The organism is Bifidobacterium aerophilum (assembly GCF_010667685.1).
GTDB classification, from domain to species: Bacteria; Actinomycetota; Actinomycetes; order Actinomycetales; family Bifidobacteriaceae; genus Bifidobacterium; species Bifidobacterium aerophilum.
The window spans coordinates 59,003-75,919 of the sequence record NZ_WHZW01000006.1 but is presented as its reverse complement, the minus strand read 5'-3'; the positions used below and the strand labels follow the sequence as shown (position 1 = coordinate 75,919).

The following is a 16,917-nucleotide window of genomic DNA, read 5'->3' as shown; positions in this document are numbered from 1 at the left end:
CATGGCAGGCGAAACGATCATCACCGTGGTCGGCAATCTCACGTCCGACCCCGAGCTGCGAACCATCGGTTCCGGCGCGACCGTCGCGAGCTTCACCATCGCCTCGACGCCGCGTACGTACAACCGCAACTCCGGCCAGTTCGAAGACGGCGCCGCGTTGTTCATGCGCTGCTCCGCATGGCGTGATCTGGCCGATCACTGCGCGCAGACCCTGACCAAGGGCATGCGCGTGATCGCCCAGGGCCGTCTGCAGCAGCGCTCGTATCAGGCGCAGGACGGTTCCAACCGCACCGTCGTGGAGATGCAGGTCGACGAAATCGGCCCGTCGCTGCGATACGCCACCGCGCAGGTGACCCGCACGTCGAGCGGCCAGGGCGGATTCGCCGGCCGCGGACAGAACGGGTTCAACGGCGGCGGTCAGGCTGGCGGCTACTCCGGAGGCGCCGGATATGCCGGCGGCAACGGCGGTTACCAGAACGGCGGCTATCAGGGAGGCGCGGCGTACAACACCGGCGCCCCGACCCAGGCCCCCGCTCCCGTCCAGTCCGCTCCCGCACAGCAGGCTCCGGCGACCGATCCGTGGTCTTCGGACGCCTCCGCGAACAGCGGATTCTCGACGTTCGGCGGCAGCTCCGATTTCGGCGGCTCGTCCGAGGAACCGGAGTTCTGATCCGCACGACTCACGCAACCGGGACGCATGCGGGATACGCGCGACAGGGCTCGCGCCGCCCGCCGTCCCAGCTCACGAAGCACAACAACCTAACGTTTTAAGGAGAACATCATGTCACGTAAGAGGCCGCAACCGCCGGTCAAGCCGTTCAAGAAGAAGCCGAACCCGCTGAAGGCCGCCAAGATCACCGAGATCGATTACAAGGACGTTGCGCTGCTGCGCAAGTTCATCTCCGATCGCGGCAAGATCCGTTCCCGTCGTATCACCGGTGTGACCGTGCAGGAGCAGCGCGAGATCTCGAAGGCGATCAAGAACGCCCGCGAGATGGCCCTGCTGCCGTACGCCACTTCCGGCCGCTGATTTAGGAGGTAAAGGAACATGGCTGATACCAAGGTTATCCTCACCACCACCGTCGCCAACCTCGGTCACTCCGGTGACGTCGTCGAGGTCAAGGCCGGCTACGCCCGCAACTACCTGTTCCCGCAGGGCCTCGCCTTCGCGTGGACCAAGGGTGCCGCCGCCCAGATCGAGGCGATGAAGCGCGCCCGTCTGGCCAAGGCCGTCGCCACCCGCGAAGAGGCCGTCGCCGCCAAGGAGCTCATCGAGGGCACCACCGTCGAGATCGCCGCCAAGGTTTCCGAGTCCGGCAAGCTCTTCGGCAGCATCTCCAACGACAAGATCGCGATCGCCCTGTCCGACAAGGCCGCCGTCAACCCGAAGAACATCGAGGTCGAGCCGATCAAGACCACCGGTGACTTCCCGGCCAAGGTCGCCCTGCACCCGGAGATCACCGCGTCCTTCTTCGTGAAGGTCGTCGCCGAGTGACCCGTTCCGGCGGTTCTTTCCGCCGGAACTTCCAGACTGACACATATATAACAGTCTGAGCTTAAGCATCTGCCCCTTCGGGCGCGGGTTTCCCGCGTTCGAAGGGGTTTTTCGTATGCGATACACGGCGATACACGATGCGATGCCGGACGTATGCCCGTATGCGACGCTATACGGCGCCGCATGAGGCTGATTCCGACGGATCCTAGGATGTTCGGACGGATCCCGCAACGGCGCGGGAACCTGGAAATACGGAAGATATGAAAAACCTCCACGCACCCGTCAGAGGCCACTTACCCTTGCTGCATTCCTGCCCTGGGGGAGTTGGGTGACATAACGCCACATGGAGGCTTTCACTAGTGTACATCATGCCCCGACAAAATCCGGGGCAACGACACGGACATGTTCGCATACGAAACGCATACGAAAAAGGCTCCGGCCGTGATCAGCCGGAGCCCTGCGCCTGTCGTCTGCCGGAACCAGCCGGCCGGCGACAGGCCTACGGGATCATGCGACCGGAACATCCAACCGCATGATCATTGCCGTCAGTGACGACGGGTCGAAGCAGCCGTACGGCGACGAACCTCGAGGAGCGCGCCCGCGGCGGCGACCGCCAGCGCGACGCCGGCGGCGAACGGAGCGACGGAAGCACCGGTGTTGGAGAGATCGGCCTTCTTGTCACCGTTGCCGGTACCGGTCTGGACGCCCGGCTTCTTGTCGGAGCCCGGGTTGGTCGGGTTGGTGCCCGGCTCCTCCGGCTTCGGCTTGTTCGGAGCCGGCTTGGCGACCAGCGCGCCCTGGGCCGCGGTCAGCGCCTTCTCGGCGGCGTTGACCTGCTCCTGGGTGGCGTTCGGATCGTCGTACACCTTCTGGGCCTTGTCGCGGGCGTCGGCGAACACCTTCCACGACTCGGCGGTGTAGTCGGACTCCTTGGGCTGCTTGGCGGCGTCGAGCGCGGCCTTCAGCTTGTCCTTGTTCACTTCGGGCGTGACCTTGACCAGACCGTCGAGAGCTTCCTGCAGCTTCTGGGCCGCGGCGTTGACCTGCTCCTGGGTGGCGGACTTGTCGGCGTACACCTTGTTGGCCTCTTCAAGCGCGGCCTGCAGGGCCTGCCAGGAAGCGTCGGTGTAGGCCTTCTGGTCGAGCGCGTTGGCCTTGTCGATCAGCGCCTTGAGCTGGTCCTTCGACACGGCGGTCAGCGAATCGACGTCGAACGTCGCGGTCGCGTCGGCCGCGTCGGGGGCCTTGCCGAGCGTGTGCAGGGTCAGGGTCTTGAGATCCTGGAGCAGCGGCTCGGCGGCCTGGTGCACGGCCACGGTGGTGCCGTCCTGGTCGTCGAACGTGCTCACGCCCGCGTCCTTGGCACCGGCGTCGCCGAACCACAGGTCCGGGTCGTACGCGTCGAGTTCTGCAATGTCGGTCGTATCGGCGATGTATTGGTTCTTCGCGTTACCGGCCGCGTAGAGCGATTCGGTCTGTCCGTAGAACTGCACCGTCGCGCTCGTGTCCTTGGCGGTGAAGCCGATGGCGGAGAGCTTGACGGACAGCACGACTTGGTTGGAGTCGTTGATGTACGCGTCATCGATCGCTTCCTGATCGACAACGCTGAGCAGGCGGCCGGTCTTCGGATCGACCTGATACGTGACGGCGTACGCGGTATCGGCCTGCGTGTTGCCGACGGTGTTGACCACCGACAGCAGGAACTGGCCATACGGCGTGGCGAAGACGATGTCCGGCATGAACACGTTGCCAAGGTGGTTCCAGGTCTTATCGGTAACGACACCGAAGTTGAGCACGCCCTGGGACTTGTCGGCGAGCTGCGGCGCGGTGGACGAATATCCGATTGCGCGGATGTCCGCGGCGGCGAGACTGCGCTGCGCGACGATCGGATCGCTGTCCTTGTCGCCGTAGTAGCCGTCGACCGGATCGGAGATGGCGTACACGAGCGGCGTGGCCTTGGACTCGTACGCGGCGTCGCCCTCGCCCTGCTTGATGCCGTGGCCGGAGATGACGAGCTTGGTGTTGCCGTCCTCGCTCTTCTCGTACGTCGCGGCGGTTTCGGAAACCGGCTTCGGCGCGGCGGACACGACGACGCGCAGGCCGAAGGCGTCCTTCTGGTCGGCGTTGGCCGGGGTCAGCTTGACGATGCCGCTGGCGTCGGTCACATAGCTGGCCGGCAGGCCGGCGACTTCGAGGGCCTTGGTCGGGTCGGCGGAGTGGGTGAGCTTGGACTGGTCCGGGATGCTCAGCGTCACGTCGAACGTGGCGGTGCCGTTGGCGGGAACGGTCACGGTGTCGGCGCTCAGCTGGTACTCGACGCCCTCGGCCGCGACGCGCGGGTCATAGGAGACCTTGTACGTGCGGTCCTCGCCGGTGCGGTTGGTCACGGTGAAGGTCTTCTTGGCGGTGTAGCCGTCCTTCTTGACCTGCACGATGCCGAACTGGCCGGTGACGGCTGCGGTGTTGTCGGAGCTGACCTGCACGCCGTTGTTGACCGCGGCGTACGCGTCGATGCGGCCGGCGCCCACGCGCAGCGGACCGTACGCGACGGAACGGTCGGCGGTGAGCACGTCGTGGTCGGCGGTGTTGATCATCTGCGCCTTGACGGTGTAGGCGTCCCAGTCCTTGTGGGCGGAACGCACGAGCGCGGCGACGCCGGAGGTGAGCGGGGTGGCCATCGAGGTGCCGCTCATGACTTCGGAGCCGACGCCGGAACCGGCGGAAGCGGAGATGATGCCGACGCCCGGGGCGGCCACGTCGGGCTTGACGGTGCCGTCATAGGAACCGTGGATGCCGCGGGAGGTGAACGAGCCGATGGTGTCCGCGGATTCGGCGGAGTAGTCGGCGTTCTCGCTCAGGCGCAGGCTGGAGGCCAGCTTGACCTTCAGCGTGCCCGCGTCGATGGCGGCCTGCAGGTCCTTGTTCTCGGCGGCGTCCTTGACGAGCTGGAGGCCCGGGATACCCGCGTTGCCGGCGATGCCGGCCTCGGGGATGTTGCTCTGCGAGCCGAAGAGGATGCCGATCGCGCCGGCATTCTCGGCGTTGTTGAAGCGCATACCGGAACCGCAGTTGACGGCCGCGTCGTTCCATTCGACGTACGCGATGTTGCCCTTGACGGCGGCGGCGTCCTCGGCGGAGTACGCGGCGCAGCCTTCGAGGTTGTCGGCGGCCTTGACGCGCACGACCTTGCCCTCGACGTCGAAATTGCTGAGGTTGGCGTAGTTCTGCGAGTACTGGCCGGCGAGCTTCTTGCCCTTGAGCGAGGCGGGGCCATCAGTGACCTCGATGGCGTCCTGCAGGGTCTTGCCGGTCTGGCTGGCCGCGACGGTCAGCGCGCTGACCGCGGTGCCCGGGGCGCCGGTGATGTCGGTGACGTCACCGTCGTTGCCGGCGGCGATCACGGACAGCACGCCGTCCTTGGTCAGGTTGTCGACGGCCTGGTTCTCCGGATCGTCGGAGGCGCCGAAGCTGCCGCCGAGCGACATGGAGACGATCTCGATCTTGTCGTCGGCGGAGGCCTTGAGGTTGTGTTCGGCGACCCAGTCGAGAGCGTCGAGCACGAGGCCGGTGGTGCCGCCGTTGTCGCCGAAGACCTTCAGCGCGTACAGGCCGGCCTGCGGGGCGGAGCCCGGTCCGACCTCCATGCCGGCGACGTCGCCGTCGGTGAGCTTGGTGTAATCACCCTTGTACTGCTTGCCGTCGGCGGTCACGCCGTAGCCGGCGACTGAACCGGAGACGTGCGTGCCGTGGTGGCCGCCCTTGCCGTCGATCGGGTTGGCGTCCGGCTCGGCCGTGTCGATGGTTTTGCCGTTGGCGTCCTTGGAACCGTAGGTCGGGCCGGCGAAGTCGTAGCCACCCTTGAACTTGGTCTTGTCGAGCAGCTTGCTCAGCGTCGGGTCGGTCAGCGGGTCGGCCTTGGATGCGAGCGCGGTTTCGTAGGCCGCGGTGGTGCCCGCGCCGCCGAAGTCGGCGTGCGTGTAGTCGAGGCCGGTGTCGACGACGGCGACGTTCACGCCCTTGCCGGTGTTGCCGGTCTGCGTCCAGGCCTTGACGGCGTTGACGAGCGGGTCGCTGTTCTTGTTGGCGGGCTTCTCGTTGCCGGCGGCCTTCTGGGCGGCGGCGTCGGCCTGCTGGGCCTTGGCGTTCTCGGACGAGGTGGTGTCCCCGGTGGACACGGTGGTCGCGGTCTTCGGCGTGATGGCCGAGACGGAGATCACCTTGCCGGACTGTTCGGCGAGCGTGCGCAGCGCGGCGGCGTCGGCCTTGACGGCGACGCCGGAGATCGCGTACGACGTGGTGTACAGCTTCTGCGCGTTCGCGTCGATGGTCTTGAGCTGTTCGAACACCTTGTCGGCGGTGGTCTCGGCCTTGGCGGCGCTCTGCTCGCCGACCGCCGCGGCCTTGTCTTCCTTGGCTTCCTGCGACATCGCGGAACGCTGGCGGTTCAGCGAGTCCAGTGCGTTCGTCTTCGCTTCGACACCGGATTCGCCGGTGGTCTGGATGAACGCGGTGATGTTCCCCTTCGCGCCGAGCACCTTGGCAGACAGCTGTCCGCGCAGGGTGGAGACGGCCTGATCGATGTTGTCGGGATCGACGGTCTGGTCGGCGTTCGCGACGGCGGGCACAGCGCCCAACATCGCGACACTGGCGGCGATCGCAATCCAGCGTGGCCATTGCTTGTAAGCCATGCTTGTATTCCTTCCCCTATGGAGCTCGCCCTGCGATAAATATGGCGAGTTAGGGCAAACTATAGGCCTCTTCACCGTTCATTCACGTAACTTGTCCATTGCACTCAGGACGTTCACAGCCGTTCCCCAGACACTCCGGCCCTTATGGGAGTAAGCGTTTTCCAATTATTGGGGCATCTCAGCCAAATGTGTAAATTCAGGAAAAATTCACTTTCCACCATCTGGATGTCTCGCATATCGGCCCTGAATTTCAGGGCGGGACGTTACGGTGGAAACCATGGTTTCACAGTCACGCACTATTTCCAGCGGATCGCACCGGTCGGCGCACGCATCGCGCCATGCGGGCGCGCCGTCGAACGGACCGGCGCAACGCCGGCGTTCCGGCGCGCGCCACGGGTCGCACCGCGCGGGCGGTTCACGCGGAACCAGGCGTCCCAACAACCGCAAGAAGCGTTCTATCCTCAAGCGGGTGCTCATCGCCATCGGCATCCTGTTCGCGGCCGGAATCGTCACGGGCATCGGCGCATTCGCCTATCTGTACATCACCACGGAGATCCCGCAGGCCGACAAGATCGCGCTGTCGCAGAAGACGACGGTGTACTACGCGGACGGCACCACCGAAATCGGTTCGTTCGCCGAGCAGAACCGCGAGATCATCTCGTGCACCGACCTGCCCGACTACGTCGGCAAGGCGATCGTCGCATCCGAGGACCGCACGTTCTACACGAACAAGGGCATCGATCTCAAGGGCATCGCCCGCGCGCTGGTGAACAACATCACGACCGGCTCGCGACAGGGCGGCTCGACGATCACCCAGCAGTACGCGGAACGCTACTATCTGGGCGAAACCACGTCGTACCTCGGCAAGGCGCATGAGGCGATCCTGGCGCTCAAGCTCGCGCAGGCGCAGGACAAGAACGAGATCCTGTGCAATTACATGAACACGATCTACCTCGGACGCGGCGCATACGGCATCCAGGCGGCCGCGCAGGCGTACTTCAACAAGGACGCGAAGGACCTGACGCTGCAGCAGGCGGCGATGATCGCCGGCATCATCCCCTCCCCCTCGTCGTGGGACCCGGCCGTGAACTCGGCCATGGCTACGCAGCGCATGAAGCGCGTGCTGAACATCATGCAGGAGGACGGCTACATCACCGCGGCCGAGCACAAGAAAGCCGCCACGTTGCCCGACACGATCGAATACTCGCCGAGCAACGTGTTTTCCGGATACAACGGCTATCTGCTGACGACCGTGGAGAACGAGCTCATCAATTCGGGCACGTTCACCAAGGACGACATCGAAACGGGCGGATACAAGATCGTCACCACGCTCGACAAGGACATGCAGTCGGAGATCCAGACCGTGGGCGACACGCGCCCGGACGGCATGCCGTCGTCGATCCAGGTCGGCGGCATCGCGGTCGACCCGCGGGACGGCACGGTCAAGGCGATGTACGCCGGCAGCGACTACCTGACCAACCAGTACAACAACGCCACGCAGGCGAACTTCCAGCCCGGATCCACGATGAAGCCGTTCGCGCTGTTGGGAGCCGCGCAGGAGGGCGTGAACTTCAACACGCTGTTCAACGGCAACTCGCACCAGCACTTCGCCGGCGTCGAGAACGACGTGAGCAACGCGCTCGAACTCAACTGGGGATACATCAACCTGTATCAGGCCACGGCGAACTCGGTGAACACCGTGTTCATGGACGTCAACGAGCACCTGACGCCGCAGCGCACCGCCAAGATCGCGCATGAGGCCGGCATCGAAAGCGACATCGACGAAACGTCGCCGTACAACGTGCTCGGCATCAACGCGAGCACCGTATGGGATCTGGCGCAGGGCCATTCGACGATCGCCGCGAACGGCGTCAAGAACACCTTGCACGTCGTGTCGAACGTGACCGATTACAAGGGCACGGAAGTGTACAAGGTGACCGCGGCCAACGAACGCGTGTTCGACGCGAACGACTGCGCGCTCGTGCAGAAGGCCATGCAGGGCACGACCGTGAACGGCACCGCGACCGGCGTCGCCGCGACGTTGGGACGAGCGGTGGCCGGCAAGTCCGGCACGGCGAACGACGAGACCGCGGCCTCGTTCGTGGGTTACGTCCCGCAGCTGCTCAACGTGTGGGCGATCTGGAATCCGGACGAGAACGGCTCTCCGCAGGTCGTGCCGGAATTCTCCGGCTACGGCGTCTCCTCGACCGGATATCCGGCGCATCTGTTCACCGAGTTCATGAGCCAGGCGCTGGCCAACAGCGAGGTCATCGCGTTCCCGACAGCCACCGACGACGGCAAGATCGGCGGGCCGGACGGCACTTGGGGCCTGGGATCAGGCTATGCGTCCGGCTCCGGCACGTCGGGCAACTCGGGCAACTCAAACAATTCCGGTTCCTCGGGCAACTCCGGCTCGAACGGCAACCAGTCCGACCAGCAGACGGAATCGGACAAGCAGAATCAGGAAGATACGTCCGGCGACGGGCAGTCGTCCGGCGGTTCCGGATCCGGCAGCGGATCGGGTTCCGGATCGAACGGTTCCGGCAACGGTTCGGGATCGGGCAATGGTTCCGGTTCCGGCAGCGGATCCGGCGGATCGGATTCCGACAACGGTTCGGGGTCGGGCAACGGCTCAGACTCCGGCGGATCGTCGGATACCGGCGGCGGTGCGTCCGGCGGCACGTCTGGCAACGTGAACTGATCCGTTCACGCCCGCCGGACTCGCGCCCCGACAACGCAAGTGGCCTCCCTCGATTGAGGGAGGCCACTGTTGTATCAGTCGCGTATCAGTTGCGACGCGCTGGACACAGCATGCTGACGGATGTCAGCGTTCCGACGAACAGTCCAGTGAACTGTTCGTAGCCGGAGCAACATCAGTTGCGACGCGCAGGGCACAGCACGCTGACGGATGTCAGCGTTCCGATCTATTCACCGCGGAGATGATCGCCTTGAGCGAGCTGGTGATGATCGAGGAGTCGATGCCGACGCCCCAGATGATCTGGCTCTCCGCGTCCTCGCCGACCTGCGCCTCGACATACGAGGCGGCCATCGCGTCGGTGCCGACGGACATCGTGTGCTCGACGTAGTCCATCACCGACACTTCGATGCCGAGGTTCGAAATCGCGTTGATGAACGCGGCGATCGGACCGTTGCCGATGCCCGACAGCTCGCGCACGACCGGTTCTGCGGCGTTCGCCGCGCCCGCGCCGCGGTCGAGCAGTTTCGCCTTGAGCACGGTGTCCGAACCATCCTCGCCGGAGGAGACCGACACCTTGAGCAGCTTCAGACGACCCCACTGTTCGAGGCTCTCGTCGCGGGTGTCGCCCACGACCGCGCCGGCCGCCGTCGCGCCCGACTCCTCGACCGGCAGGTACTCGTCCTTGAACAGACGCCAGATGTCCTCGTCCTTGACTTCCTTCTTGGTGTCGTCCGCGTACTTCTGCACGATCTTGTCGAACTCGACCTGCAGGCGCTTCGGCAGATCGAGGTTGTGGTTCGTCTTGAGCAGGTACGCCATGCCGCCCTTGCCGGACTGCGAGTTGACGCGGATGATCGCCTCGTACGTGCGGCCGATGTCCTTCGGGTCGATCGGCAGGTACGGCACGAGCCACACGAAGCTGTCGAGATCGGCGCCGGCACGGTCGGCGGCCATCTGACGCGCCTCGAGGCCCTTCTTGATCGCGTCCTGATGCGAGCCGGAGAACGCGGTGAACACGAAGTTGCCCGCGTACGGGTGACGCTCGGAGATCTTGATCTGGTTGCAGTATTCGACCGTCTTGCGGATTTCCGGCACGTTCGAGTAGTCGATCTGCGGGTCGACGCCCTGCGTGAGCAGGTTCAGGCCGAGCGTGACGAGATCGACGTTGCCGGTGCGTTCGCCGTTGCCGAGCAGGCAGCCTTCGACGCGGTCGGCGCCGGCGAGCACGCCCAGTTCGGTGGCGGCCACGCCCATGCCCTCGTCGTTGTGCGGGTGGAGCGACAGCACGATCGAATCACGGTCGTTCAAGTTGTTGGAGACGTACTCGACCTCGTCCGCGAAGACGTTCGGCGTGGTCATTTCGACCGTGGCCGGCAGGTTGATGATCATCTTGTGATCCGGCGTCGGCTTGATGACGTCGATGACCGCATTGCACACCTCGACCGCATACTCCGGCTCGGTGCCGGTGAACGACTCCGGGCTGTACTCGTAGTACAGGTCGATGCCCTTGGCCTCGCCCTCGAGATGCTTGCACAGCTCGGCCGCGTCGATGGCGAGCTGCTTGATCTCGGCCTTGTTCTTGCGGAACACGACCTCGCGCTGCAGCACGGACACGGAGTTGTAGAAATGCACGACCGCGCGCTTGGCGCCGCGCAGCGCCTCGTAGGTGCGGCGGATGAGGTGCTCGCGGCACTGCGTGAGCACGACGATGGTCACGTCGTCCGGGATCAGTTCACGCTCGATGAGCATGCGGATGAAGTCGAAATCGGTTTCGGACGCGGACGGGAAGCCGACCTCGATCTCCTTGAAGCCCATGGAGACGAGCAGGTTCCAGAAGCGCAGCTTGCGTTCGGAATCCATCGGGTTGACGAGCGCCTGGTTGCCGTCGCGAAGATCGACCGAGCACCAGCGCGGGGCGCGCTCGATGCGCTTGCCCGGCCACGTGCGCTGCGGGTAGTCGAACGGCACCTGCTTGTCGTAGGCGGCGTACTTGTTGTACGGCATCTTGCTCGGCTTCTGCGGGTCGCCGATGAAGCGCGCCGGAGGCAGCAGCGGGTCGTTGTTCCCTCCGTTGGACGCTGCGGCGACCGCCGCGAGATCAAACACTGACGATTGATCCTGACCCATCACTCCTCCTTTTCTTGGAATTGCGCCGGTGGTTCAGCCCGGCCGTATCGTTTACGTGTACGTAACATGTACAAACTTTCATCATACCGGCCCCGCCCCGGGAAATCGCCGTAATCTCGGGATTCGGCGCATGAGTCCGGCCAAGCGCTCCGACATGCATCACCATGTGAAACGCACGGTTGCGCAAACGTGATGCTTCCGCGCGGATCGCGGACATCGTCCGATGACGGGCCGCTCGGCACGGTTAGATGGGGTGCATGACACAGCCTTCCGATTTCGCGCAGCCGGCCGAAGCGCACGCCGGCCCGACCGCCGCCGCCCCCCGCACCACGTCCGCGAACGAATCCCATTCCTCTGCCACGCTTCGGTTCCGCGAGGACGGCACGTTCCGCGTGCTGCAGATGGCCGACATTCAGGACGGCCCGAACGTCCATCCCGACACGATCCGCATGATCGAAGCCGCGATCAAGGCCGCCGACCCCGATCTCGTCGTGTTCACCGGCGATCAGATCCGCGGCTACGATCCGGCGTACATCGACACGTTCCTGCGTCGCCGCGGCGAGAATCCAGGGGCGAAGGTCCGCCTCGTCACCGAGGTCGAGGCGAAGCTCAAAGGCATCCGGCGTCGCATCGACGCCCGCCGCAACCCCGATCTGCCGCCCGTCGCGGACGTGGCCACGCTCGACGATCTGCTCGACGACACCCGTCAGAAGGTGCGCGACACGTTCAGCGGATTCCTCGGCCCGGTCGTCAACGCCGGCATCCCGTTCGCCGCGACCTACGGCAACCACGACTTCCAATGCGGCATCCTCGCCGACGAGCAGGACGACATCTACCGCGAATATCCGGGATGCCTGAACCCCGCCGACTCATTCGAACCGGGCACGTTCGCGCTGCCGGTCGCCGCCTCCGACGGCTCGGGACACATCGCGATGAGCGTGATGATGGTCAATTCGGGCGACTACGCGGGCAAGCCGGAGGAGAACGACGCGCAGTATCCGCGCTATGTCGCCAATTCGCGCGGTCTCGATCTCGCCGACTCCGACGGATACGGCACGCCGAGCGACGAGGCGATCACATGGCTCGGCGACGTGCAGCGCGAGCTGGCGGACCGCAACGGGGACGGCCGGCCGGTGCCGTCGATCGCGTTCCAGCACATTCCGCCGCAGGAGTTCTACGACTGCCTGACCGAAGTGCCCGCATGGACGCCGAACGCGGTCGAGGGCGCGCGCAACTACGCCGGACACTGCTACGTGCTCAACCATGAGATCTGCCGGCCGGGATCGCGGCTCGGCGAGGCGATCGGCTGCGCGGACGAGAACGTCGGCGAGGTCGACGCGATGCGCGACGCGGGCGGCTATTTCGCGCTGTTCTGCGGCCATGACCACAAGAACTCGTTCGTCGGCCACGTGGACGGCATGGATCTCGGCTACGCGCCGACCTGCGGATTCGAATGCTACGGTCCGAAGTCGCGCTACCGCGGCATCCGCCTGTTCGAGTTCCGCGAGGACAATCCGCGCAACTACGTGACGCGCATGCTCACTTGGGGCGAACTGGTCGGGCGGTATTCGAGCAACGAGGTGCGCGTGTTCTTCGAGGACCACTGCGTGACCGGGGCGATCAGCCTGCGCAACGAGCTGCGCCGCCCGCAGGTGTTCGCCGGCGTCGCGCTCGGCACCACCGCCGCGTTCGCCGCGATCGTGCATGCCGTGTTCAGGCAGATCGGGCCGGCCAGGCGGTCCGGCAAACGGACGCGACGCTAGCGATCCGCCTTGGCTCCCGGGTCAGAGGGAGCCAAGGCATCCGCAGGCCGGCATGGGTCGCTGCCTTTCATGGCCTTTGAGCGAGATCAGAGCGGAAAACCTACTGCCGGTCATACGCGGGGAACACCGACCAGTCGTACGGTTCGTCGACCAGGTAGTACACGGTCTCACCGCTGGGCGCCGGCTTCATGCCGACCATCGCGTTGCGGTAGTCGTTGTCCGCGGAATTGGTTGGCACGAACGGATTGACCGTCGTGATCCACTCCCCCGCCGGCTTGCTGGTCACGTCGTACAGCGTGCGGTCGCGCACCAGCACGAACGGCCGCGAATCGTCGACCGGCGACTGGTCGAGCGCCTCCGACAACGCGCTGCGGTCGAAATATCCGGTCTTCTCCACCTCGTCCACGTTGGCGCCGGCCGCGAAGTACACGAGGAAATCCTTCATCTCGAACGTGAGATCGCCGTCGCAGGTCTGGCCGGGAGCGCCCGTGAACACGGCGTCGCCGCAGTTCGGCAGGCCGTTTCCCGCGTACAGTTCCGCGACGCCCCAGTTCTTGTCGAGTCCCTGGGCGAGCAGATGGTTGCGCATGGGAAACTGTCCGGTGGGATTGTCCGGATCGGCTTCGAGCAGCGCGCCACCGATGTCGTGCGCGAAATTCGTCAGGTCAAGCCGGTCGTCGGGCTGTGCGGGATCGTCGCCGTTGAGCACGAGATAGTGCCCGTTCGAACCGTCAGTCGATGTGCGGTCGGTCAGCGTCAGGCATTGGCCGGCCGTATCCGTCACCGGAGTGCCGGGCGACGTGCCGGATTCCCGGGTCACGTCGCGGCAGTACGTGCCGGCGATCGCGGCCGTGGTCACGCCGGATGACGCGCCCGTGCGCACCGCGCGCAAGCCGTTCAGGTCGTCGCGCGGCTCACTGAACACATCCTTCGCGCCGGTCATGTCAACGCCGTAATACAGGGTGACCGACTGCCCGTCGGCGAGTACCGAACCGGGCACGGGATCAGTGGCGACGACCGTGCCGAGAGCGTCACTGGACGAGAACCTCGGTTGCAGATTGACCGCATGGCCTTGAGATTCCAGCGTTTGCCTGGCCTCGTCGGAACGCTGGCCGATGATGTCCGCGCCGAGCACGCCTTTGCCGTTGTCGTTGCCGACGGCCGTGGCGACGCCGACGACGATGGGATCGCCCTCGCTCAGCGCCGTGCCGGGTGCCGGGTTCGTGGCGACGACCGTGCCGGCCGGATGCTTGTCCGTATCCGATACCGGCATGCCGACGTAACTCACGGTCAGGTCCATGCCCTTCAGATACGCGGGCACGTCCCCGACGTCGCTGCCGACGATGTCGTCCGGGACACCCGGGCCTCGCGACACGATCAGTGTCAGGTCATCGGGCAGCGAGTCCTCGGTGATGCGATAGCCGGCGTTGGTCGTGCCGCCGTATCCGAGCAAAGCACCTTCGGCGGCTCCCGAGAACCGGTAGCGGGTGGAGTAGCTGATGGAGCGATGCAGCCGGTCGATGGATGCGATGACGTCGGCGGCCATGACCGGATCGTCGGCGTACGGCGTCGGCTTGGGCAGCGTGTAGGACGAGATGGGTGTCGTGTCGTCTGCCGGCGGAGTGGACCTGATCGGCTTGAGGAACGCATACAACGTCAGGCTGGCCGCCGTCACGATGATCATCACGATGGAGAGTACCGCGGCAATGATCTTGTTCCGCCTGTTTTCGCGGGCCAGTTCGCGGGATTCGCGCGATTCGCGCACTTCACGATCGGCATCCATGATGACCTCCTCGTCAGCAACGGATGCCTTCAGTATATTCTTCGACGGTTCTCGGCATGCTGACGAGGGTAGTGGAACTGGTTCAGCGGAACAGGCTCACCCCGCGCCGGGAGATGCAGTAGGCGTTGCCGAGCCATGTATGACGGGAGTTGGGCCATACCGCGCCGAGCCGCGGGGCGTTCTGGCTCATCCAGATGCTGGGCACGCGGCCGTCGGCGCTGCGCGAGCCGAGCAGGTTGAACCCGTTCTTTTCGAGCAGCCATTCCGGGTGCTGCGTGGCGATCGCGAGGCCTTCCTCAAGGGTGAGCGGCGTGCGTTCGTCGGAGTCGATGAGCTTGCGCGCCACGTCCGGTTCGCGGTTGATGTAGCAGGTGCCGGTGTGCGGTTCGACGGCCAAGTAGAACGGGCCTTCGGGCGGCTCGAATCCGTCCTGCGGCAGGAAGCTGGCGATGTCGCGCGGCGGCATGGTGGTGAATCCGGCCATGCGGTTGATGCTGGTTCGGGCGATCAGCGATTCCGGCGAGACGAGTTCGCGCGTCGGGATCAACAGGATGTCGCGGCCCAGACGGTACCGAGGATCGTCGCTGTCCGGATCGCATCTCTCGAGCGCGGCGATCAGCGGACGCGCGAGTGCGCGGAACGAGGCGGCGGAGATGTCCGCCACGTCCGGGTACCCCAACGCCACGAGACGGTCCAGCTGCTTGCGTGCTTCATCCGATGCGATCGACATATCTCCCAGCCTACCAGCGGCTCGGTCGGTCATCCCTCAGCCGGTTCCTCATCATTTCCCATCACGACCGTAACTGAGTCCGCGTCACACATTTCGATCCGGATTCGGTCATCTCCACATTATTTCAGACCGTAACTGAGTACACGTCCCATCATCGTGACTCAGTTACGGTTGTCTCCGGACGAATAACGACCGTAACTGAGTCCGCTTCGTCATATCCGAACTCAGTAATGGTTGTCTTGTCGTCTATAACGACCGTGACTGAGTCACATATACGGAACACGGACTCGGTTACGGTCAGCAGGCCTCACCCCGGCCGCCACGCCATACGGCATCCGGCCAGCATGTGGGAGCGCGCGTGCCGTTATGCGCCGCGGTTCGTACAATGGTCGGCAACTCGCAGTTCGTAATCCGCACAAACACAGGGGTTGGTATGTCCGAAAAACTCAAGGTCGGCATTCTTGGCGCGACCGGCATGGTCGGCCAGCGTTTCGTGACGCTGCTCGAGAACCATCCGTGGTTCGAGGTGACGACGCTCGCCGCGTCCGCGCACTCGGCCGGCAAGACGTACGAGGAGGCGGTCGGCGACCGTTGGAAGATCGAGACGCCGATGCCGGAGTACGCGAAGCATATGACCGTGGTCGACGGCGACGACGCGGAGTCGGTCGCGGCCGGCGTGGACTTCATGTTCTCGGCCGTGAACATGCCGAAGGACCAGATCCGCGCGATCGAGGAACGGTACGCGAAGACCGAGACGCCGGTCGTGTCGAACAACAGCGCGCATCGTTGGACGCCGGACGTGCCGATGGTCGTGCCGGAGATCAACCCGGAGCATTTCGCGGTGATCGAGCACCAGCGCAAGCGTCTCGGCACGACGCGCGGCTTCATCGCGGTCAAGCCGAACTGCTCGATCCAGGCGTACACCCCGGCGCTGGCCGCGTGGAAGGAGTTCGAGCCGCGCGAGGTCGTCGTAAGCACGTATCAGGCGATTTCCGGTGCGGGCAAGACGTTCAAGGACTGGCCCGAGATGGTGGGCAACATCATCCCGTTTATCTCCGGCGAGGAGGCGAAGAGCGAGAAGGAACCGCTCAAGGTGTTCGGTCATGTGGACCCGGAACTCGGCGAGATCGTGCCGTTCGACGGCCCGCTGCGCATCACGTCGCAGTGCATCCGCGTGCCTGTGCTCAACGGCCATACCGCGACCGTGTTCCTCAACTTCGGCAAGAAGGCCACGAAGGAGGAGCTGATCGACCGGCTCGTCAACTACACGTCTCAGGCCGCCGAGCTCGGTCTGCCGCACGCGCCGAAGCACTTCATCCAGTACCTGACCGAGGACGACCGCCCGCAGGTCAAGCTCGATGTGGACTATGAGGGCGGCATGGGCGTGTCGATCGGCCGTCTGCGTGAGGATTCGATCTTCGATTGGAAGTTCGTCGGCCTGGCGCACAACACGCTGCGCGGCGCGGCCGGCGGCGCGCTCGAATGCGCCGAAATGCTCAAGGCGCTCGGCTACATCACCAAGAAGTAGGCGCGCCCAACGGCAATAGCCGCAATGCACATACGACGAATCCCCGTCCGGAATCAAACCGACGGGGATTCGTCGTAGTCGGGCCGGCTGCCCGCGCATTGCGCA

10 protein-coding genes and 1 other RNA gene are annotated in these 16,917 nt (G+C 65.0%); 6 read left to right on the top strand and 5 right to left on the bottom strand.

Features of this window, described 5'->3' with window-relative positions; translation table 11 throughout:
- The first annotated feature begins 1 nt into the window (after position 1).
- The 3 genes from GFD25_RS03625 (at position 2) to rplI (ending at position 1,495) form a co-directional block, all read left to right on the top strand.
- Positions 2-670 carry a single-stranded DNA-binding protein gene (locus tag GFD25_RS03625; RefSeq protein WP_163230070.1) on the top strand — a complete coding sequence of 223 codons (669 nt, stop codon included), beginning with the start codon at positions 2-4 and terminating at the stop codon, positions 668-670.
- Positions 671-781: 111 nt separating this feature from the next.
- Positions 782-1,030: a 30S ribosomal protein S18 gene (gene rpsR, locus GFD25_RS03620; protein WP_033890661.1), complete on the top strand. Its 249-nt coding sequence runs from the start codon at positions 782-784 to the stop codon at positions 1,028-1,030.
- Positions 1,031-1,048: 18 nt separating this feature from the next.
- The gene (gene rplI / locus GFD25_RS03615) at positions 1,049-1,495 is read left to right on the top strand and encodes a 50S ribosomal protein L9 (protein WP_163230067.1); all 447 of its coding nucleotides are present in this window, start codon (positions 1,049-1,051) and stop codon (positions 1,493-1,495) included.
- Positions 1,496-1,754: 259 nt separating this feature from the next.
- Here the strand turns inward: rplI and ffs are convergent.
- An RNA gene (gene ffs / locus GFD25_RS03610) (signal recognition particle sRNA small type) lies at positions 1,755-1,851 on the bottom strand.
- Between the two features lie 189 nt (positions 1,852-2,040).
- Positions 2,041-6,183, bottom strand: a complete 4,143-nt coding sequence (locus GFD25_RS03605; protein WP_163230065.1) for a S8 family serine peptidase — start codon at positions 6,181-6,183, stop codon at positions 2,041-2,043.
- A gap of 277 nt (positions 6,184-6,460) precedes the next feature.
- On the opposite strand from GFD25_RS03605, the gene GFD25_RS03600 reads away from it, so the two are divergent.
- The gene (locus tag GFD25_RS03600) at positions 6,461-8,884 is read left to right on the top strand and encodes a transglycosylase domain-containing protein (protein WP_163230063.1); all 2,424 of its coding nucleotides are present in this window, start codon (positions 6,461-6,463) and stop codon (positions 8,882-8,884) included.
- A 210-nt stretch (positions 8,885-9,094) separates the two neighbouring features.
- On the opposite strand, the gene leuA is transcribed toward GFD25_RS03600, so the two are convergent.
- Complete coding sequence (leuA, locus tag GFD25_RS03595) at positions 9,095-11,008, bottom strand: 2-isopropylmalate synthase (RefSeq protein ID WP_163230061.1); 1,914 nt, start codon at positions 11,006-11,008, stop codon at positions 9,095-9,097.
- A 401-nt stretch (positions 11,009-11,409) separates the two neighbouring features.
- Here leuA and GFD25_RS03590 point away from each other — a divergent pair, with 401 nt between their 5' ends.
- The gene (locus GFD25_RS03590; RefSeq protein ID WP_204314763.1) at positions 11,410-12,771 is read left to right on the top strand and encodes a metallophosphoesterase family protein; all 1,362 of its coding nucleotides are present in this window, start codon (positions 11,410-11,412) and stop codon (positions 12,769-12,771) included.
- Positions 12,772-12,871: 100 nt separating this feature from the next.
- On the opposite strand, the gene GFD25_RS03585 is transcribed toward GFD25_RS03590, so the two are convergent.
- Complete coding sequence (locus GFD25_RS03585) at positions 12,872-14,554, bottom strand: PASTA domain-containing protein (RefSeq protein ID WP_163230057.1); 1,683 nt, start codon at positions 14,552-14,554, stop codon at positions 12,872-12,874.
- Between the two features lie 82 nt (positions 14,555-14,636).
- The gene (locus tag GFD25_RS03580) at positions 14,637-15,284 is read right to left on the bottom strand and encodes a DUF5701 family protein (protein ID WP_163230055.1); all 648 of its coding nucleotides are present in this window, start codon (positions 15,282-15,284) and stop codon (positions 14,637-14,639) included.
- A gap of 433 nt (positions 15,285-15,717) precedes the next feature.
- On the opposite strand from GFD25_RS03580, the gene asd reads away from it, so the two are divergent.
- Positions 15,718-16,812, top strand: coding sequence for an aspartate-semialdehyde dehydrogenase (gene asd / locus GFD25_RS03575; protein WP_163230053.1), 1,095 nt, complete (start codon positions 15,718-15,720; stop codon positions 16,810-16,812).
- The last annotated feature ends 105 nt before the right edge of the window (positions 16,813-16,917 follow it).